The sequence below is a fragment of the Streptomyces sp. NPDC002138 genome, from assembly GCF_040296485.1.
In the GTDB taxonomy this organism is placed as follows: domain Bacteria; phylum Actinomycetota; class Actinomycetes; order Streptomycetales; family Streptomycetaceae; genus Streptomyces.
On the sequence record NZ_JBEOXE010000023.1, the window covers coordinates 20,051 to 35,994 of the forward strand.

Below are 15,944 nucleotides of genomic sequence, written 5' to 3' on the forward strand. Positions count from 1 at the left end.
GGTGTCAGATTGCGGCCCGGCCCGGGCGTGTCCCGCCATCGCGGCACGTCAGACCCGCCAGGCGGCCATCCGGGTGCCCCCGCCCCGTCCGGGTGACGGGACCCGGGCGCGGGGCCGGGTCGCGGCCTCGGGCCCCGCCGCTCCCGGCGGGAGCGTGACGGGGGCCCGGCGCCGTGGGGGTGGCAGGACGCAGGTGCGGGCCCGGGGCGGGCGGCCGGTGGGGGCGTTGCCTCGGGTCCCGCCGCTCCCCGGAAGCGCGACGGGGGGCTCGGCGGGACGCGGGCGCGGGCGCGGGCGCGGGCGCGGGTGCGGGCGCGGGCTCGGGGCGCCTGGTCAGCCCTGCGGGAGCGCAACCAGAGCCCCCGGCGGGGCGCGGGGGCCGGGGCGGGCCGGTGGTCAGTCGGGCGTTGCCTCGGGTGCCGGGCCCGGCGGGAGCGTGACCAGGGCGCGTGCGCCGCCGTCCGCCGGGTTGGACAGCTCCACCCGGGCCCCGATGACCTGGGCCTGCCCCAGGGCGATGGTCAGGCCGAGGCCCGTGCCCTGCCCGCGCTCGACCGTGCCGGTCAGGAACCGCCGGGGGCCCTCGCGCAGCACCCGCTCCGGATACCCCGCGCCGTGGTCCCGCACCGCGACCGTGGTCCCGGCGACGGTGACCTCGACCGCGCCGCCGCCGTGCTTGCGGGCATTGACGAGCAGATTCCCCAGGATCCGCTCCAGCCGCCGCACGTCAGTCCGCACGTACACCCCCTCATCCGGCCCGGCCCCCCGACCGGAGCTCGCTTCCGCGTCCTGACCGGCCCCCGCGCCGTGCTCGGGAGCGGGCGTGGACGTGATCTTCGCGGGGACCCCCGACCGTGCCGTGATCGTGGCGACGAGGGGGCCCAGGCGGTGGACGTCCAGCGTGGCCTCCTCGCGGTTCGCGTCCAGGCGAGCCACCTCCAGCAGGTCCTCCGTGAGGCCGCGCAGGGCGGCCACCCGGTCGCGTACCAGCTCGGTCGGGCGACCCTCCGGCAGCAGCTCGGCCGCCGTGTGCAGCCCGGTCAGCGGGGTGCGCAGCTCGTGCGCGACATCAGCGGTGAAGCGCTGCTCCGCCTCCAGCCGGCCCTGGAGGGTGGCAGCCATCGAGTCCACGGCCGAGGAGAGTTCGGCCACCTCGTCCCGGCTGCCCGGCACTCCCGACGGCCCGATCCGGGCGTCCAGGTCGCCCTCACTGATCCGGCGGGCCGTCTCGGCCGCCGTCCGCAGCTCCTTGCTGAGCCGACTGGCCAGCAGGGCCCCGGCGACGGCCGCGAGCGCGACGACCACGACGCCGTACGTCACGAGCTGCCCGTCCAGGTCGGCCAGTTCCTCCTGCTCCGCGCCCAGCGGCTGGCGCACCGACAGCACGTGCCCGCCGTCGATCGGCCGGGCGGCCCAGACCGAGGGGTGCGCGCCGGCCAGGTCGAGGTAGGTGCTGCGCCGCCCGGCGAGCGCCGTCTCGCGCAGGGCGGGCGGGACGTCCCGCGCGTCGACCTCGGCGGCGGTCCCGGCCGTCCTGCCGGGGTCGAGCCGCCCGGTCAGTTCGTACACCTGGCGGACCCTGATCAGCTGCGCGGTCGCAGCGGCCCGCGCCGCCGCGGACACCTGGTGGGCGCGGGCCCGGTGGATGAAGAACCCGATGGTGACCGCGACCAGCGAGCACCCGACGGCGAGCAGTACGGCGATCTTCCAGCGCAGGCCGAGGGCCCGGAGGCGACGGCGGCAGCGGAACAGGGAGCGCCTCACCGGCCGGACGCCCAACCGGAGCCGGAGCCGGAGCCGGAGCCGGCGTCCGGGCCGGAGCCGGAACCCGGAGCGGGCTCCGGCTCGTTGTAATGCTTCTCCTCGCTCGCCACGGTCATCCGCGCGCCGTCCCACCGGAACCGGACGGCCTGCTCGACGCCCCGGTCGGGATTCGTCCGTACGAGCAGGTCGCCGCCGGTCACCTCGACCTGCATGCGCAGGCCGGTCGTGTGCAGGACGGGCACGACCCGGTCCCCGGCCACGGTGTACACGGCGAGCACCGAGCGGCCGCTCTCCGTGTCGGCGGCGGCGATCAGCGCCGGGCCGCCGCTTCCGGTCAGCCGCTGGTAGACGGGCGGCCGGACCCCGGCCCGGCCCGGGGCGCTGATCGTCCCCCGGCAGGTGTACGGCCTCATCAGCGGGTCGGCGCGCAGGATATCCAGGTACTCCATCGCCCCGAGACCGCCCTTCGGCACCCCGGGGCCGCCCGGGAGCGGCTGCGGCGGGGGTACCCGGGTGCCCACCTCGACGCCGGGGGCCCTGTCCGAGCGCTCGGTCCAGGCGGGCCAGAGCGGATCGGGCCGGGGAGGGGAGGAGACGGGCGGCGCGGCTTCGCCGGAGGCCAGCCCGCCGGGCGCGGCGCAGCCACCCGCGGCGAGAGCGCAGGCGCACAGCAGGGCGGCGGTGGCGCGACGGGACAACCGGGCCGAGGGCCGGGCCGAGGGTCGGGCCGAGGGCCGGAGCGGGGGTCGCGTCGTGGATCGGGTCAAGGGGCGGGTCATGGGTCCGGTCATGGGGGAGTGGAACCGTCGGAGACGGGGGTGCGTACGGTGGTCCGGGCGTGCGGGGCCGGGGCGCCCGCCCGGGTCAACCGGCCGGGCAGGTGGTCCCGTTCCGCCTGTTCCGTACCGTTCTATCCGAGGGGGGCCACCCGTGACATCAGTCGATCGGCCAGAAGAACCGGAACCGGGCGTCGCGGAGGAGCTGCCCTTCTTCGTCTACGGAACCCTGCGCCCCGGCCAGGTCAACCACGACGCCTTCCTGCGCGGCCGCACCCGCGCCGAGGAGCCCGCCCGGCTCCCGGACGCGCTGCTCTACGACGGTCCGGGCTATCCGTACGCCGTTCAGTGCGCCGGGGCCCAGACGGCCGGGGAGCTGATCGCGGCCGCGCCGGGGCAGTACGCGCGGCTGCTGGCGGAGCTGGACCGGCTGGAGGAGTACCACGGGCCGGCCAGCCCGCTGAACCTCTACGAGCGGGTCCGCCGCACCACCCTGCGCCCCGACGGCACCGCGGCCCTCGCGTGGGTCTACCTGGCGGCCCCGGCGCTGGCGGCGGCCCTGGCGAAGTCCGGCACCCCGATCCCGGGCGGCGACTGGCTGAGCCGGTAGGAGCGCGGGCGCCCCCGGGCTCCCCTACAGCCCCTCGGCTCCCCGGTTGCGCAGGCGCTGGCCGTACTGCTGGAGGATCCACAGCTCTTCCTGGACGGCCGCGAGCTGCTCCGCCGGGGCGTTCGGGCCGAGCCGGGACAGGGTGCCCTGGATCTCGTGGACCCGGCGGTCGACCGCGCGCAGCCGGACCTGGACCAGCTGGACCCCGGCGTAGATCTCGTCCACGGTCTTGGCGTGGATGGCCTCCACGGCCAGCTCGGTGACCAGCGCGCGGACGGTGTCGTTGGGGGCGGCCTCGCGGACCCGGGCGAGATAGTCGTCGGTGCCGAGGGAGGCGCCGCCCGCGTCCTGGATGGCCTGGCGGACCGTCGCGTACGGCGGGGCGGTGAACTCGTCCGGCCCGTAGGCGTCGAAGGCCGGGGAGACCAGGGCCGGGCGCTGCAGAGCCAGCTTGAGCAGCTCGCGCTCGGTGCGGTGGGCGGGGCTGCGCAGGTTCAGAGCGGGGCCCGGGGCGTGCGCGGCCGGCTCCGGGGAGCCCTGGCCGTGGCCCTGGTCGTGACCGGGCCGGGCCCGGCCGCCCTGCTGCTGTCCCTGCCCCTGACCGGGGCGGCCGCCCCGGTCGCGGGCCCAGCGGGCCACCTGGGAGACGCGCTTGACCACGAACTGCTCGTCGCGGATGCCCAGCATGCCCGCGAGCTGGACCGCCGACTCGTGCTGGATCGCGATGTTCTTGATGGCGGCGACCACCGGGGCCGCTTCGTCGAGCGCGGCGGCGCGGCCCGCAGGGTTCTCCAGGTTGTGCCGGGCCACCATCTGCCGCAGCGCGAATTCGAACAGGGGGGTGCGGGAAGCGACCAGCGCCGCCACGGCGGCATCGCCCTCGGCGAGCCGCAGGTCGCAGGGGTCCATGCCGCCGGGGGTGATCGCGATGGAGGTCTCGGCGGCGAACTTCTGGTCGTCCTCGAAGGCCCGCAGCGCCGCCTTCTGCCCGGCCGCGTCACCGTCGAAGGTGAAGATCACCTCGGCGGTGGCGTTGTCCATCAGCAGACGGCGCAGGATCTTGATGTGGTCCCCGCCGAAGGCCGTGCCACAGGTCGCGATCGCGGTGGTGACGCCGGCCAGGTGGCAGGCCATGACATCGGTGTAGCCCTCGACGACGACCGCGCTGGAGGTCTTCGCGATCTCCTTCTTGGCCAGGTCGATGCCGTAGAGGACCTGGGACTTCTTGTAGATCGGGGTCTCGGGCGTGTTGAGGTACTTGGGGCCGTTGTCGTCGTCGCGCAGCTTGCGCGCGCCGAAGCCGACGACCTCGCCGGTGATGTCGCGGATGGGCCACATGAGGCGGCCGCGGAAGCGGTCGATGGGCTTGCCGCTGCGGCTGTCCTGGGACAGGCCGGAGAGGATCAGTTCCTTGTCGGTGAAGCCCTTGCCGCGCAGGAAGCGGGTGAGGTGGTCCCACCCGGCCGGGCTGTAGCCGACGCCGAAGTGGGCGGCCGCGGCCTGGTCGAAGCCGCGCGAGGCCAGGAACTTCCGGCCGATCTCCGCCTCGGGGCTCTCCAGCTGGTCGACGTAGAACACCGCGGCGGCCTTGTTCGCCTCGACCAGCCGGATGCGCTCGCCGCGCCCGCTCTGGCCGGGGGTGTAGCCACCCTCTTCGTAGCGCAGGGTGATTCCGGCGGTGCCCGCCAGCCGCTCGACCGCCTCCGAGAAGGAGAGGTGGTCGATCTTCATGATGAAGTCGAGGGTGTCCCCGCCCGCCTGGCAGCCGAAGCAGTGGTAGAGCCCCTTGCTCGGGCTGACCTGGAAGGAGGGGGACTTCTCGTCGTGGAAGGGGCAGAGGCCCTTGAGGTTGCCGCCGCCCGCATTGCGCAGCTGGAGGTACTCGGACACGACGGCGTCGATCGGGACCGCGTCCCGGACCGCCTTCACATCGTCGTCGTTGATCCTGCCTGCCACCCGTGAAGTCTACGGCCGGGCTCGGACAATCCCGCCCGCCACCCCTCCCCCTTCCCGCGGGCCTCCCCGCCGGGGGTCCGGGGGCTACCCGGCCCGCTCCGCGGAGGGGACCAGCGAGGCCAGCGGAACGGTCGGGTCCGCCAGGGCGTCACGGTCGACCTCGACCCCGGCGCGGATCAGTGCCTGAATGGGCTCGGTGACGTCCCACACGTTCACGTTCATCCCGGCGAGCACCCGGCCCCCGGACAGCCAGAAGGCGATGAACTCCCGCTTGGCGAGGTCCCCGCGGATCACCACCTGGTCGTAGGCGCCGGGCGGCGCGTACCCCGAGTACTCCAGACCCACGTCGTACTGGTCGGAGAAGAAGTAGGGCACGCGGTCGTACGAGACCTCCTGGCCCAGCATGGCCCGCGCCGCGGCCGGCCCGCCGTTGAGCGCGTTCGCCCAGTGCTCCACCCGCAGCCGGGTGCCCATCAGCGGGTGGTGGGCCGCGGCCACGTCACCGGCGGCGAAGATGTCCGGGTCGGAGGTGCGCAGCGAGGCGTCCACCGCGATGCCGCCCCCGTGCTGCCGGTCGACCAGGGCGAGCCCGGAGGTCTCGGCGAGCGCGGTGCGCGGCGCCGCGCCGATCGCGGCGAGCACCGCATGCGCCGGGTGCTCCTCGCCGTCGTCGGTGTGGGCGGCCAGCACCATGCCGTCGCGGCCGCTGATCTCGGTGAGGCGGCCGCCGAAGTGGAAGCGGACGCCGTGCTCGCCGTGCAGGTCGGCGAAGACCCGGCCCAGCTCCGGGCCGAGCACCGCGTGCAGCGGGGTCGCCTCCGGTTCCACGATGGTGACCTCGGCGCCGTAGCCGCGGGCGGCGGCGGCGACCTCCAGGCCGATCCAGCCCGCGCCCGCGATCACCAGGTGGCCGTTCTCCCGGCCCAGCGTGGCCAGGACCCCGCGCAGCCGCTCCGCGTGGGCCAGCCGGCGCAGGTGGTAGACCCCGGCCAGATCGGTGCCCGGGATGTCGAGGCGGCGCGGCTCGGAGCCGGTGGCCAGCAGCAGCCGGTCGTAGTGCACCACCGTGCCGTCGCCGAGGACCACCTTCTTGGCGTCCCGGTCCAGCTGGACGGCGGGCTGGCCGAGGTGGAGTTCGACGTCCGCACGGGCGTACCAGGCGGCCTCGTGCACGAACACGCTCTCGCGCTCCTCCTTGCCCGCGAGGTACCCCTTCGACAGGGGTGGCCGTTCATAGGGGTGGTCGCGCTCGTCGCCGATGAGGATGACCCGGCCGGTGAACCCCTCCGACCTCAGCGTTTCAGCTGCTTTCGCTCCGGCCAGCCCTCCGCCGACGATGACAAACGTCCGGTGTGCGTCGACCACCTGATGCCTCCTCATAACCTCTCCGCCACATGCGACCACATGCGAGCGTCCCGCACTGAGCCTGCCGCGTGAAGGGGCAGTGGCCCGATCGGCTCACCTCCCGGCGCGTCGCGGGTGCAGCGCGACACGGGAGTGCAGGGAGCGGGCGGCGGCGTCCGTGAGGCAGGCGATCTGGTCGATGACCGCGCGTTTGCGGGCCTTTTCGTCCGGCGCGGCGTCGAAGATCGCCCGGAACTGGGGGTCCAGGCCCTCCGGGGCGCGGGCGCTGAGCCCCTCGGCGAGTTCGGCCAGGACGATGCGCTGGTCGGCCCGCAGGCGCTCCTGTTCGTCGCGCTGCATGACGTACAGGTCGGCGACCGCCTTGAGGACGGCGCACTCGTGGCGCGCCTCGCGGGGGACCACCAGTTCGGCGGCGTACCGGGTGAGCCGGCCGGTGCCGTACGCGGCGCGGGTGGCGCCCTCCGCGGCCAGGCAGAAGCGGCCGATCAGCTGGCTGGTGGCGTCCTTCAGGCGGGCCTGGGCGACCGCGGAGCCGTCGTAGCCGTGCGGCCACCACTCCTGTTCCATCAAACGGTCGAGGGCCGCGCGCAGTTCCTCGGGATCGGTGTCCGCCGGTACGTAGCGCCCGATGGCGACGCGCCAGATCGCGTCCCGCTCGGGCTCGGCGAAGAGCAGGTTGGGATCGAGGTGGCCCGCGTGCAGACCGTCCTCGAAGTCGTGGACCGAATACGCCACGTCGTCCGCCCAGTCCATGACCTGGGCCTCGAAGCACTTGCGGTCGGCGGGCGCGCCGCCGCGCAGCCACTCGAAGACCGGCAGGTCGTCCTCGTACGCCCCGAACTTCACCGAGCCGGGGTCGGTGGGGTGGTCGCCGCGGGCCCACGGGTACTTGGTGGCGGCGTCCAGGCAGGCCCGCGTGAGGTTAAGGCCCACGCTGACCATCTCGCCGGTGCCGGGGTGCGGGGCGAACCGCTTGGGCTCCAGCCGGGTCAGCAGCCGCAGCGACTGGGCGTTGCCCTCGAAACCGCCGCAGTCCTTGGCGAACTCGTTGAGCGCTTCCTCGCCGTTGTGCCCGAAGGGCGGGTGGCCCATGTCGTGCGAGAGGCAGGCGGCCTCGACGAGGTCGGGATCGCAGCCCAGCGCCCAGCCGAGCTCCCGGCCGACCTGCGCGCATTCGAGGGAGTGGGTGAGCCGGGTGCGGGGGCTGGCGTCCCAGTCGTAGGACCGGGTGCCGGGGGTGACCACCTGGGTCTTCCCGGCGAGGCGGCGCAGCGCGGCGGAGTGCAGCACGCGGGCGCGGTCGCGCTGGAAGGCCGTCCGGCCCGGGCGTTTGTCGGGCTCGGTGGCCCAGCGCTCGGTGGCGGCCGGATCGTACGAGGCGGGTGACGGGACGGGGGTGGTGCCTTCCATGCCTTCCATGCTCAGACGTTAACCGGAGACACCGACAATCGGAGCAATCCGAACGTACGAGGCCCTGCGCGGCCCTACGCGGTGGCCAGTTCCCGCTGGTCCGGATGGCCGGACCGGGCGGCCGCGGCGGGTCGCGGGAGGGCTCCGGGCCGCCCGAACCGGCCGGCCAGGGCGGCGTCGTAGCGCCGCAGGACGAGCCGGGCGAGCGCCGGATGGGCGCCGAGCGGGTCGGCGGCCGGTCCCGGCGCGGTGGCCGCGCACTGGGTGGCGAACCGGCCCGGCGCGGTGAAGTACGAGGCCACGGCGGTCCGGTGGTGGCCGCAGGCGGCGAGGGCCCGCAGCGCCTCCGGTACGCCCGGGGCGGCGGCGCAGGCGTAGGCGGCGACGACGGGGACCCCGCCGAGGCGTTCGGAGAGCAGGGCGGCGGTGCGGCGGGTGTCGGCGGCGGAGTCCGGGTCGCGGGACCCGGCGGCGGCCAGGACGACGGCGGTGCCGGGGACCCAGCCCGCCTCGAGGAGCCGGTCGCGCAGCACCTCGACGAGCAGGGGGTGCGGTCCGAGCGGGGCGGCGACGCGCACGCGCAGGTGGGGGGCGCGGGCGGCGGCCCCGGGCAGGTCGTGCTTGACGTGGTGGCCACGGCCGAGGAGGAGCGGTACGAGCACGGCCCGGCCGGGGTCGAGGTCGGCGAGCGCGGTGTCCAGCAGGGGTTCGTTCAGCTCGATGTGGCCGAGCCGGACCCGGAGCCGGGGGCGGAGGTCGCGGACGCGGTCGAGGAGGGCGGAGGCGGTGTGCAGGGCGCGGGGGTCGCGGCTGCCGTGGGCCACGGCGACGAGGGTGGGCTGCTGCATGCGGGGGCTCCTTGGGGCCGGGGCCTCCGGCGGTCGCGGGGCGCGGGGCGCGGGGCGTGGGGGGCCGGGTGCCGGGCGCCGGTGCCGGGTGCCGACATGGACCGATCGTGGCGGGTGCACGTTGCGGGGTCGTTGCGCGGGCGTGACGGGTGTTTTCCGGGTGCTCACCCGCTCATTCGTACGAGTGAAAGGTGAGGTGGGGGGAACTGGGGAGCGGCTCCGGTTCGTCAACGTGTGCGAATGGGGTGCACGGCATGGAGTGCACGGCACAGGGGGGATGGGTCATGAGGTTCACGTTCCGGTTGAAGGCGGCGTCGGGGGACGGGTCGGGATCGGGTGCGGGCGCGGGGTCGGACCCGGGTTCGGACTCGGGTTCCGCGTCGGGCTCGGGTCCGGGCACGGGGTGGGGCTCCGTGCGGGTGCGGCGCAGGGTGGTGCGGGGGGTGATGCTCGGGTGCGTGCTCGCGCTGCTGCCCTCGGCGTGGACGCACGCGGCGGCCGGGGACCGGCTGCGCACGACGGCGGACGCGCCCGCGGCCGAGGTGGCCGTGGTCTTCGGCGCGGGCCTGTGGGACGGGCAGCCGACCCCGTATCTGGCGAACCGGCTGGACGCGGCGGCCCAGCTGTACCGGGCGGGCCGGGTCAAGGTCGTGCTGGTGACGGGGGACAACAGCCGCGAGGAGTATGACGAGCCGGACGCGATGCGGGCCTACCTCACGCGCCACGGCGTGCCGGACGCGCGGATCGTCAGCGATTTCGCCGGCTTCGACACCTGGGACTCCTGTGTGCGCACCCGGGAGATCTTCGGAGTGCACCGGGCGGTGCTGATCAGCCAGGGCTTCCACATACGCCGGGCGGTGGCGCTGTGCGAGGCGGCGGGCGTCGAGTCGTACGGGGTGGGAGTGGACCAGGCGCACGACGAGACCTGGTACTACGGCGGCGTCCGCGAGGTGTTCGCCTCGGGCAAGGCCGCGGTGGACGCGGTGTTCCAGCCGAAGCCGCATTTCCTGGGACCCAAGGAGGAAGGGGTGTCGCGGGCCCTGGCCGCTCTGGCAGACTGACGCCGCCCGGCGCGTGTATACCGAACAGTCATATCCCTTTTCGTAAGAGGTGTGGAAGCGTGGCTGGTGTGGATCTGAGCGGCAAGGTCGTCGTCATCACCGGAGGAGCCCGGGGCCTGGGCGCCGCGGCGGCCCGGGCCGTGGTGGCCGGCGGCGGCAAGGTCGTCATCACCGACGTCCTGGAGGCCGAGGGCGCCGCCACGGCGGAGGAGCTCGGCGAGGCGGCGCGTTTCCTCCGGCACGACGTGACCAGCGAGAGCGACTGGCAGGCGGCTCTGGACCACGCGGTCGCCGAGTTCGGCCGGCTCGACGGGCTCGTCAACAACGCGGGCATATCCACCGGCCAGTTCCTGGAACACGAGAGCGTCGCGCACTTCCGCCAGGTCCTCGAGGTCAATCTGGTCGGCGTCTTCATCGGGATCAAGACCGCGATCCCGCTGCTCCGGGCCCATGGCGGCGGCTCCATCGTCAACATCTCCTCGGCCGCGGGCCTGACCGGGCTCGCGCTCACGGCGGGGTACGGCGCCTCCAAGTGGGGGGTGCGCGGCCTGTCGAAGATCGGCGCGGTCGAGCTGGCCGAGGCGGGGATCCGGGTCAATTCCGTGCACCCGGGCATGACGCTCACCCCGATGACCGCGCCCGTCGGCATACACGCGGGCGAGGGGAACTACCCGGGCACCCCGATGGGGCGGGTCGGCGCCCCCGAGGAGATAGCCGCCGCCGTCGCCTTCCTGCTCTCCGACGCCGCGGGCTACATGACCGGCGCGGAGCTGGCCGTGGACGGCGGCTGGACGGCCGGGCTCACCGTCCGCTACCTCACCGGGCAGTGAACCGGGCGCTGAGACCGTCGTACCGGACGCGTAACGGGGAGCGGCGGCCCGCGTAACAGCGCGACCGCAGGGTGGCCGTATGCACCCTCGGGACGTCACCTCCGCCGCGACCGGCAGTACCACCCCGGCCACGGCCGGTGCCGCGGCACCGGACAGGGCCACCGCCACGCACTGCCCGTACTGCGCCCTGCAGTGCGGCATGAACCTCCGCCGCGCCCCGGGCCCGGAGGGCGAGGGCGCCACCGTGGTGGTGGAGGAGCGTGCGGACTTCCCCGTCAACAGGGGCGCGCTGTGCGGCAAGGGCCGCACCGCCCCGGCCGTGCTCTCCTCCCGGGTGCGCCTGACCCAGCCGCTGATCCGCACCCGTACCGGGCGGCTGGAGCCGGCGACCTGGGAGGAGGCCCTCGACGCCGTCGCCGAGGGCCTGGCCCGCACGGGTCGCGCGCACGGGCCCGACGCGGTCGGCGTCTTCGGCGGCGGCGGGCTCACCAACGAAAAGGCGTACGCGCTCGGCAAGTTCGCCCGGGTCGCCCTGCGGACCTCGCAGATCGACTACAACGGCCGCTTCTGCATGTCCTCGGCCGCGGCCGCCCACCAGCGCGCCTTCGGCCTGGACCGGGGGCTGCCCTTCCCGCTGGAGGACATACCGCGCACCGGCTGCGTGATCCTCGTCGGCTCCAACCTCGCCGAGACCATGCCGCCCGCCCTGCGCTACCTCACGGAGCTGAAGGAGAACGGCGGCACCCTGATCGTCATCGACCCGCGCCGCACCCGCACCGCCGAGCAGGCCGACCTCCACCTCGCGCCGCGCCCCGGCACCGACCTCGCGCTCGCCCTCGGCCTGCTGCACCTCGTCGTCGCGGAAGGGCGCACGGACGAGGAGTTCATCGCCTCCCGCACCACCGGCTGGCCCGAAGCGCGGGCCGCCGCCATGGCCCACTGGCCCGAACTCGTGGAAAACCTCACCGGAGTGCCGGTGCCCAGACTGCGCGAGGCCGCCCGGATGTTCTGCGCGCCGCAGACCGCCATGGTGCTCACCGCGCGCGGGCCCGAGCAGCAGTCCAAGGGGACCGACACCGTCGGCGCGTGGATCAACCTGTGCCTGGCGACGGGCCGCGCGGGCCGCCCGTACTCCGGCTACGGCTGTCTCACCGGCCAGGGCAACGGCCAGGGCGGCCGCGAGCACGGCCAGAAGGCCGACCAGCTCCCCGGCTACCGCAAGCTCACCGACCCGGCGGCCCGGGCGCATGTCGCCGGGGTGTGGGGCGTGGACCCGGACAGCCTGCCCGGGCCCGGGCGCAGTGCGTACGAACTCCTCGACGCGCTCGGCACCGACGTCCGCGCGCTGCTCCTCATGGGCTCGAACCCGGTGGTCTCCGCCCCGGCCGCCGCCCACATCGAGGAGCGGATCCGGTCCCTGGACTTCCTGGCCGTCGCCGACGTGGTGCTCTCGGAGACGGCGGCCCTGGCGGACGTGGTCCTTCCGGTCACCCAGTGGGCGGAGGAGAGCGGCACCACCACGAACCTGGAGGGCAGGGTCCTGCTCCGCCGCCGCGCCCTGACCCCGCCACCGGGGGTGCGCAGCGATCTGGAGGTCCTGCACGGGCTGGCGGGCCGGCTGGGTGTGGAGAAGGGGTTCCCCGCCGATCCCGAGGAGGTCTTCGAGGAACTCCGCCGCGCCTCGTCCGGCGGCCCGGCCGACTACGCGGGCATCTCCTACGCCCGCCTGGAGGCCGAACAGGGCGTCTTCTGGCCCTGCCCGGCCACTCCGGAGCCCCCGGCCGACGCGGAGCCCTTGGCCACCCTCGCCCCCCCGGTCGCCCCCGCCGACCCGCCCGCCTCCGCCGACCCGCGCGTCCCCGGCGAACAGGCCGTTTCCGCCCCCGGCGGCGCACACCCCGGGACCCCGCGGCTGTTCCTCGACCGGTTCGCCACCGACGACGGGCGGGCGCGGTTCGTCGCGGTCTCGCACCGCGCCGCCGCCGAGGTGCCGGACGCGGAGTACCCGGTTCTGCTCACCACGGGGCGGGTCGTGGCCCAGTACCAGTCGGGGGCCCAGACCCGGCGCGTGGACGAGCTGAACGCCGCCGCCCCCGGCCCCTTCGTCGAAATCCACCCCCGGCTCGCGGCCCGCGTCGGCGCCGAGGAGGGACGCCCGCTGGCCGTGGTCTCCCGCCGCGGCCGGGTGGTCGCCCCGGCCCGGATCACGGACACCATCCGCGCGGACACGGTCTTCATGCCCTTCCACTGGCCGGGCGAGGGCCGCGCCAACACCCTCACGAACGCGGCCCTGGACCCCGTCTCCCGGATGCCGGAGTTCAAGGTCTGCGCGGTCCGCGTCGAGTCCCTGACCCCCGCGCAGCCGTCGACTCCCTCCCCGGCTCCGCCCCGGCGAACCGCCGGCTGACCCGCCGGGGAGGGAGCGTCACCGCGCGCCCTCCTCGAACATCGGCGCCAGCGCGGCCCGCAGCCGCCGTGCGTACCCGTCCGCGGTGGTGTCGGGGCCGGAGGAGGCGATTCCGGGGTATTCCTTCACGAACTCGTCCCAGTCGGCGTTCCCGAGGCCCTCGAACGTCTCCGGGGTGGGCGGCAGCGTGCCGCCCTCGGCCTCCCACTCCCCGGAGGCGCGGAACACGTCCTCCAGCAGCGCGTACGGCAGTGTGCAGTGCTGGGCCAGCAGCGCCGCGTCGTACAGGTCCTTGCCCTGCGGGTACAGGTCGCCGGCCAGCCACATCAGCTTCCAGGCCAGCGAGAGTTCCTTCGTGGCGCCGAGCAGCCGGACCCCGCAGACCCGGACCGGTTCGGGCGCGACGGGCAACGGCTCGTTGAAGACGAAGTCCAGCTGGACCTGGCCACCGGGCAGCCCCGGCGCCGACCAGGGGAGCACGAGGCGGCGGCCCGGGACGCGTTCGTACGTCCAGATGTACTCCGAGACGGCCGCCGCGGCCGGCATGCTCAGCCCGCCGCCCTGCGCCGCGCCCAGCTCCTCGGCCGCCGCCGCGACCGCGTCGAGCACGCGGCCCGTCCGCTCCTCCTCGATCCGCCAGTCGGCCGGGACCACGACGAAGTCCAGGTCGTGCGGCTCCCGCGCCGCCGGGCCGAACCACTGCTTCATCAGCACACTGCCCCGCAGGACGAGCGTGTCCGCCCAGCCGGAGGCGGCGACGGCCCGCAGCGCGACCTCCATGGCGCCCCGCCGGGCCCGCAGCCAGGCCTCCCGCACCGCGGGATCCGGGATCGCCGGGTCCAGCGGGCGGTAGGCGTCGGAGAAGTGCTTGAGGGCCGGGTCGAAGCCCAGCGCGCCCCCGGCGCCGTCACTCGGGCGGCCGACGGGCGGGGTGGCGCCACCCGTCGCCAGCGTCCGGGGCGGCTGGTGCGTCCGCCGCCACCGCTCCGACTCCGGCTCCGCCGGGTCGTCCGGCCCGCCGGCGATGGACGGCTTCCACTCCGCAGTGCTCATCGCGCGGTCCCCTCATCGATCCATCCGTCGTCCACCGACAGGTCACTGTCGTACAGCACGAACTCGCGCTCCTCCGCGCTGATGTCGTACCCCGCGCCCCGCAGCTCGGCCGCCAGCGCGGCGCACGCCGCCCCGGCCGCCCGCTCCGTCCCGCGCCACCGCTGGGTCACGAACCGCTCGTGGCGCTCCCCGCCCTCCAGCAGCTTCCGGGCGTTCCACGACAGGTGCGCCCCGTGCGGGGCGACCAGCTCCTCCAGGGCCGCCCGGTCGAAGCCGGCCGGCAGGCACAGCCGCAGGTGGTGCTCGAAGTACCCGCCTCCCGGGCCCGGTTCGTCCGTGGTCCACGGCACCGTCTCCACCTTGACCCGCACCGGGTCGAAACCGGCGGTCCGCAGCCGGGGGAGCAGCGCCCGGTGCCCCGTGCGGTCCCGCAGGGTCAGCATCGGCTGCGACACCATCCGGCCCCGGGCCAGGACGATGTGCGTCACCTTCAACCCGCTCTCGCCGGCCCAGGTTTCGAGGCGGGACAGGGTCGCCGGATCCGGACAGCGCACCGTCACGTGGGTTTCGTACGAGGACATGATGTCGATCATCTCGGACATGCGTCCGATCCGCATCGGGCTTTCCGCCGGGGGGTAACCATCCGGTCACGCACCGGACGCAGAAAGTGTCCGCACGCCCCTCGTGGCAGCGATGTGTAGTACCCCACACTGAGTTGCGGTGCCTGAGTCCTCGGAGCCCTGGAGGTCGCCCCCGTGCAGACCCAGACCCTGTCCGTGACCGAACCCGCAGTGGCGCCGCAAGCCGCGGACGCCGCGGAAGAGCCCGAGCCCGAGGTCGAGGCCGTGGACGATGAGCCCGAGGCGCCGGAGCTGAGCGAATACGTGCCGGCGCCGCGCAAGCGGAGCGACAGCAGCGCCGGAAGCGGGCCGTCCGCCGACCTGTTCCGGCAGTACCTGCGCGAGATCGGCAGGATCCAGCTGCTCACGGCGGCGGAGGAGGTCGAGCTCGCGCGGGCCGTCGAAGCGGGGCTGTTCGCCGAGGAGAAGCTGGGCACCGCGACCGGCCTCGACACCCGTCTCGTCCTGGACCTCGACAAACTGGTCGTCATGGGCCGGATGGCCAAGCGCCGCCTGATCGAGGCGAACCTGCGGCTCGTCGTCTCCGTGGCGAAACGCTACGTCGGCCGCGGGCTCACCATGCTCGACCTCGTGCAGGAGGGGAACCTCGGGCTCATCCGGGCCGTTGAGAAGTTCGACTACGCCCGCGGGTACAAGTTCTCCACCTACGCCACCTGGTGGATCCGGCAGGCCATGTCCCGCGCGCTGGCCGACCAGGCCCGCACCATCCGCGTGCCCGTCCATGTGGTGGAGCTGATCAACCGGGTCGTCCGCGTGCAGCGCCGCATGCTGCAGGAGCGCGGGTACGAGCCCACGGCCGAAGAGGTCGCCGCCCACCTGGAGCTGACGCCCGAGCGGGTCCTGGAGGTGCTGCGGCTCGCCCAGGAGCCGGTCTCGCTGCACGCCCCCGTGGGCGAGGAGGACGATGTCGCCCTCGGCGACCTGATAGAGGACGGCGACGCCGCCTCGCCCGTGGAGTCCGCCGCGTTCTTCCTGCTGCGCGAGCACCTGGAGGCCGTGCTCTCCACCCTCGGCGAGCGCGAGCGCAAGGTGGTCCAGCTGCGGTACGGGCTCGCCGACGGCCGCCCCCGCACCCTGGAGGAGATCGGCCGGATCTTCGGCGTGACCCGCGAGCGGATCCGCCAGATCGAGTCCAAGACCCTCAACAAGCTGCGCGACCACGCCTTCGCCGACCAGCTCCGCGGCTACCTGGACTGACCGGAGGGGCGGGACGGGACGGACGA

13 protein-coding genes are annotated in these 15,944 nt (G+C 74.8%); 5 read left to right on the forward strand and 8 right to left on the reverse strand.

All coding sequences use genetic code 11. The features are described 5' to 3' along the window. Nucleotides 1-396: 396 nt before the first annotated feature. Together ABT084_RS17090 and ABT084_RS17095 are read right to left on the reverse strand one after the other, a co-directional pair. A complete protein-coding gene (locus tag ABT084_RS17090; protein ID WP_351044026.1) occupies nucleotides 397-1,764 on the reverse strand; it encodes an ATP-binding protein in 1,368 nt (455 codons plus the stop codon). Continuing rightward, nucleotides 1,761-2,462, reverse strand: coding sequence for a hypothetical protein (locus tag ABT084_RS17095; RefSeq protein WP_351044028.1), 702 nt, complete (start codon nucleotides 2,460-2,462; stop codon nucleotides 1,761-1,763). The genes ABT084_RS17090 and ABT084_RS17095 overlap by 4 nt, the downstream gene beginning before the upstream one ends. 232 nt (nucleotides 2,463-2,694) lie before the next feature. Here ABT084_RS17095 and ABT084_RS17100 point away from each other — a divergent pair, with 232 nt between their 5' ends. Then, nucleotides 2,695-3,150 carry a gamma-glutamylcyclotransferase family protein gene (locus ABT084_RS17100; RefSeq protein WP_351044031.1) on the forward strand — a complete coding sequence of 152 codons (456 nt, stop codon included), beginning with the start codon at nucleotides 2,695-2,697 and terminating at the stop codon, nucleotides 3,148-3,150. A gap of 24 nt (nucleotides 3,151-3,174) precedes the next feature. Here ABT084_RS17100 and dnaG read toward each other — a convergent pair whose 3' ends face one another. From dnaG to ABT084_RS17120, 4 genes are all read right to left on the reverse strand, one after another. After that, complete coding sequence (dnaG, locus tag ABT084_RS17105) at nucleotides 3,175-5,106, reverse strand: DNA primase (protein WP_351044033.1); 1,932 nt, start codon at nucleotides 5,104-5,106, stop codon at nucleotides 3,175-3,177. 84 nt (nucleotides 5,107-5,190) lie between these two features. Beyond that, nucleotides 5,191-6,471, reverse strand: a complete 1,281-nt coding sequence (locus ABT084_RS17110) for an NAD(P)/FAD-dependent oxidoreductase (protein WP_351044036.1) — start codon at nucleotides 6,469-6,471, stop codon at nucleotides 5,191-5,193. Between the two features lie 93 nt (nucleotides 6,472-6,564). Beyond that, entirely contained in the window at nucleotides 6,565-7,890 is a 1,326-nt protein-coding gene (locus ABT084_RS17115) for a deoxyguanosinetriphosphate triphosphohydrolase (RefSeq protein ID WP_351044037.1), read from the reverse strand. A gap of 65 nt (nucleotides 7,891-7,955) precedes the next feature. After that, nucleotides 7,956-8,729: a sirohydrochlorin chelatase gene (locus ABT084_RS17120; protein WP_351044039.1), complete on the reverse strand. Its 774-nt coding sequence runs from the start codon at nucleotides 8,727-8,729 to the stop codon at nucleotides 7,956-7,958. Between the two features lie 446 nt (nucleotides 8,730-9,175). Here ABT084_RS17120 and ABT084_RS17125 point away from each other — a divergent pair, with 446 nt between their 5' ends. The 3 genes from ABT084_RS17125 (at nucleotide 9,176) to ABT084_RS17135 (ending at nucleotide 13,027) form a co-directional block, all read left to right on the forward strand. Beyond that, complete coding sequence (locus ABT084_RS17125) at nucleotides 9,176-9,790, forward strand: SanA/YdcF family protein (RefSeq protein ID WP_351044226.1); 615 nt, start codon at nucleotides 9,176-9,178, stop codon at nucleotides 9,788-9,790. Nucleotides 9,791-9,849: 59 nt separating this feature from the next. Next, a complete protein-coding gene (locus ABT084_RS17130; RefSeq protein ID WP_351044042.1) occupies nucleotides 9,850-10,620 on the forward strand; it encodes a glucose 1-dehydrogenase in 771 nt (256 codons plus the stop codon). A 199-nt stretch (nucleotides 10,621-10,819) separates the two neighbouring features. Beyond that, complete coding sequence (locus tag ABT084_RS17135; RefSeq protein WP_502968959.1) at nucleotides 10,820-13,027, forward strand: molybdopterin oxidoreductase family protein; 2,208 nt, start codon at nucleotides 10,820-10,822, stop codon at nucleotides 13,025-13,027. A gap of 18 nt (nucleotides 13,028-13,045) precedes the next feature. Here the strand turns inward: ABT084_RS17135 and ABT084_RS17140 are convergent, their stop codons facing one another. Further along, the gene (locus ABT084_RS17140) at nucleotides 13,046-14,080 is read right to left on the reverse strand and encodes a nucleotidyl transferase AbiEii/AbiGii toxin family protein (RefSeq protein WP_351044048.1); all 1,035 of its coding nucleotides are present in this window, start codon (nucleotides 14,078-14,080) and stop codon (nucleotides 13,046-13,048) included. Continuing rightward, the gene (locus ABT084_RS17145) at nucleotides 14,077-14,682 is read right to left on the reverse strand and encodes a hypothetical protein (protein WP_351044051.1); all 606 of its coding nucleotides are present in this window, start codon (nucleotides 14,680-14,682) and stop codon (nucleotides 14,077-14,079) included. Before ABT084_RS17145 ends, ABT084_RS17140 begins: the two co-directional genes overlap by 4 nt. 189 nt (nucleotides 14,683-14,871) lie before the next feature. Here ABT084_RS17145 and ABT084_RS17150 point away from each other — a divergent pair, with 189 nt between their 5' ends. Continuing rightward, nucleotides 14,872-15,918: an RNA polymerase sigma factor gene (locus ABT084_RS17150; protein WP_502968960.1), complete on the forward strand. Its 1,047-nt coding sequence runs from the start codon at nucleotides 14,872-14,874 to the stop codon at nucleotides 15,916-15,918. The last annotated feature ends 26 nt before the right edge of the window (nucleotides 15,919-15,944 follow it).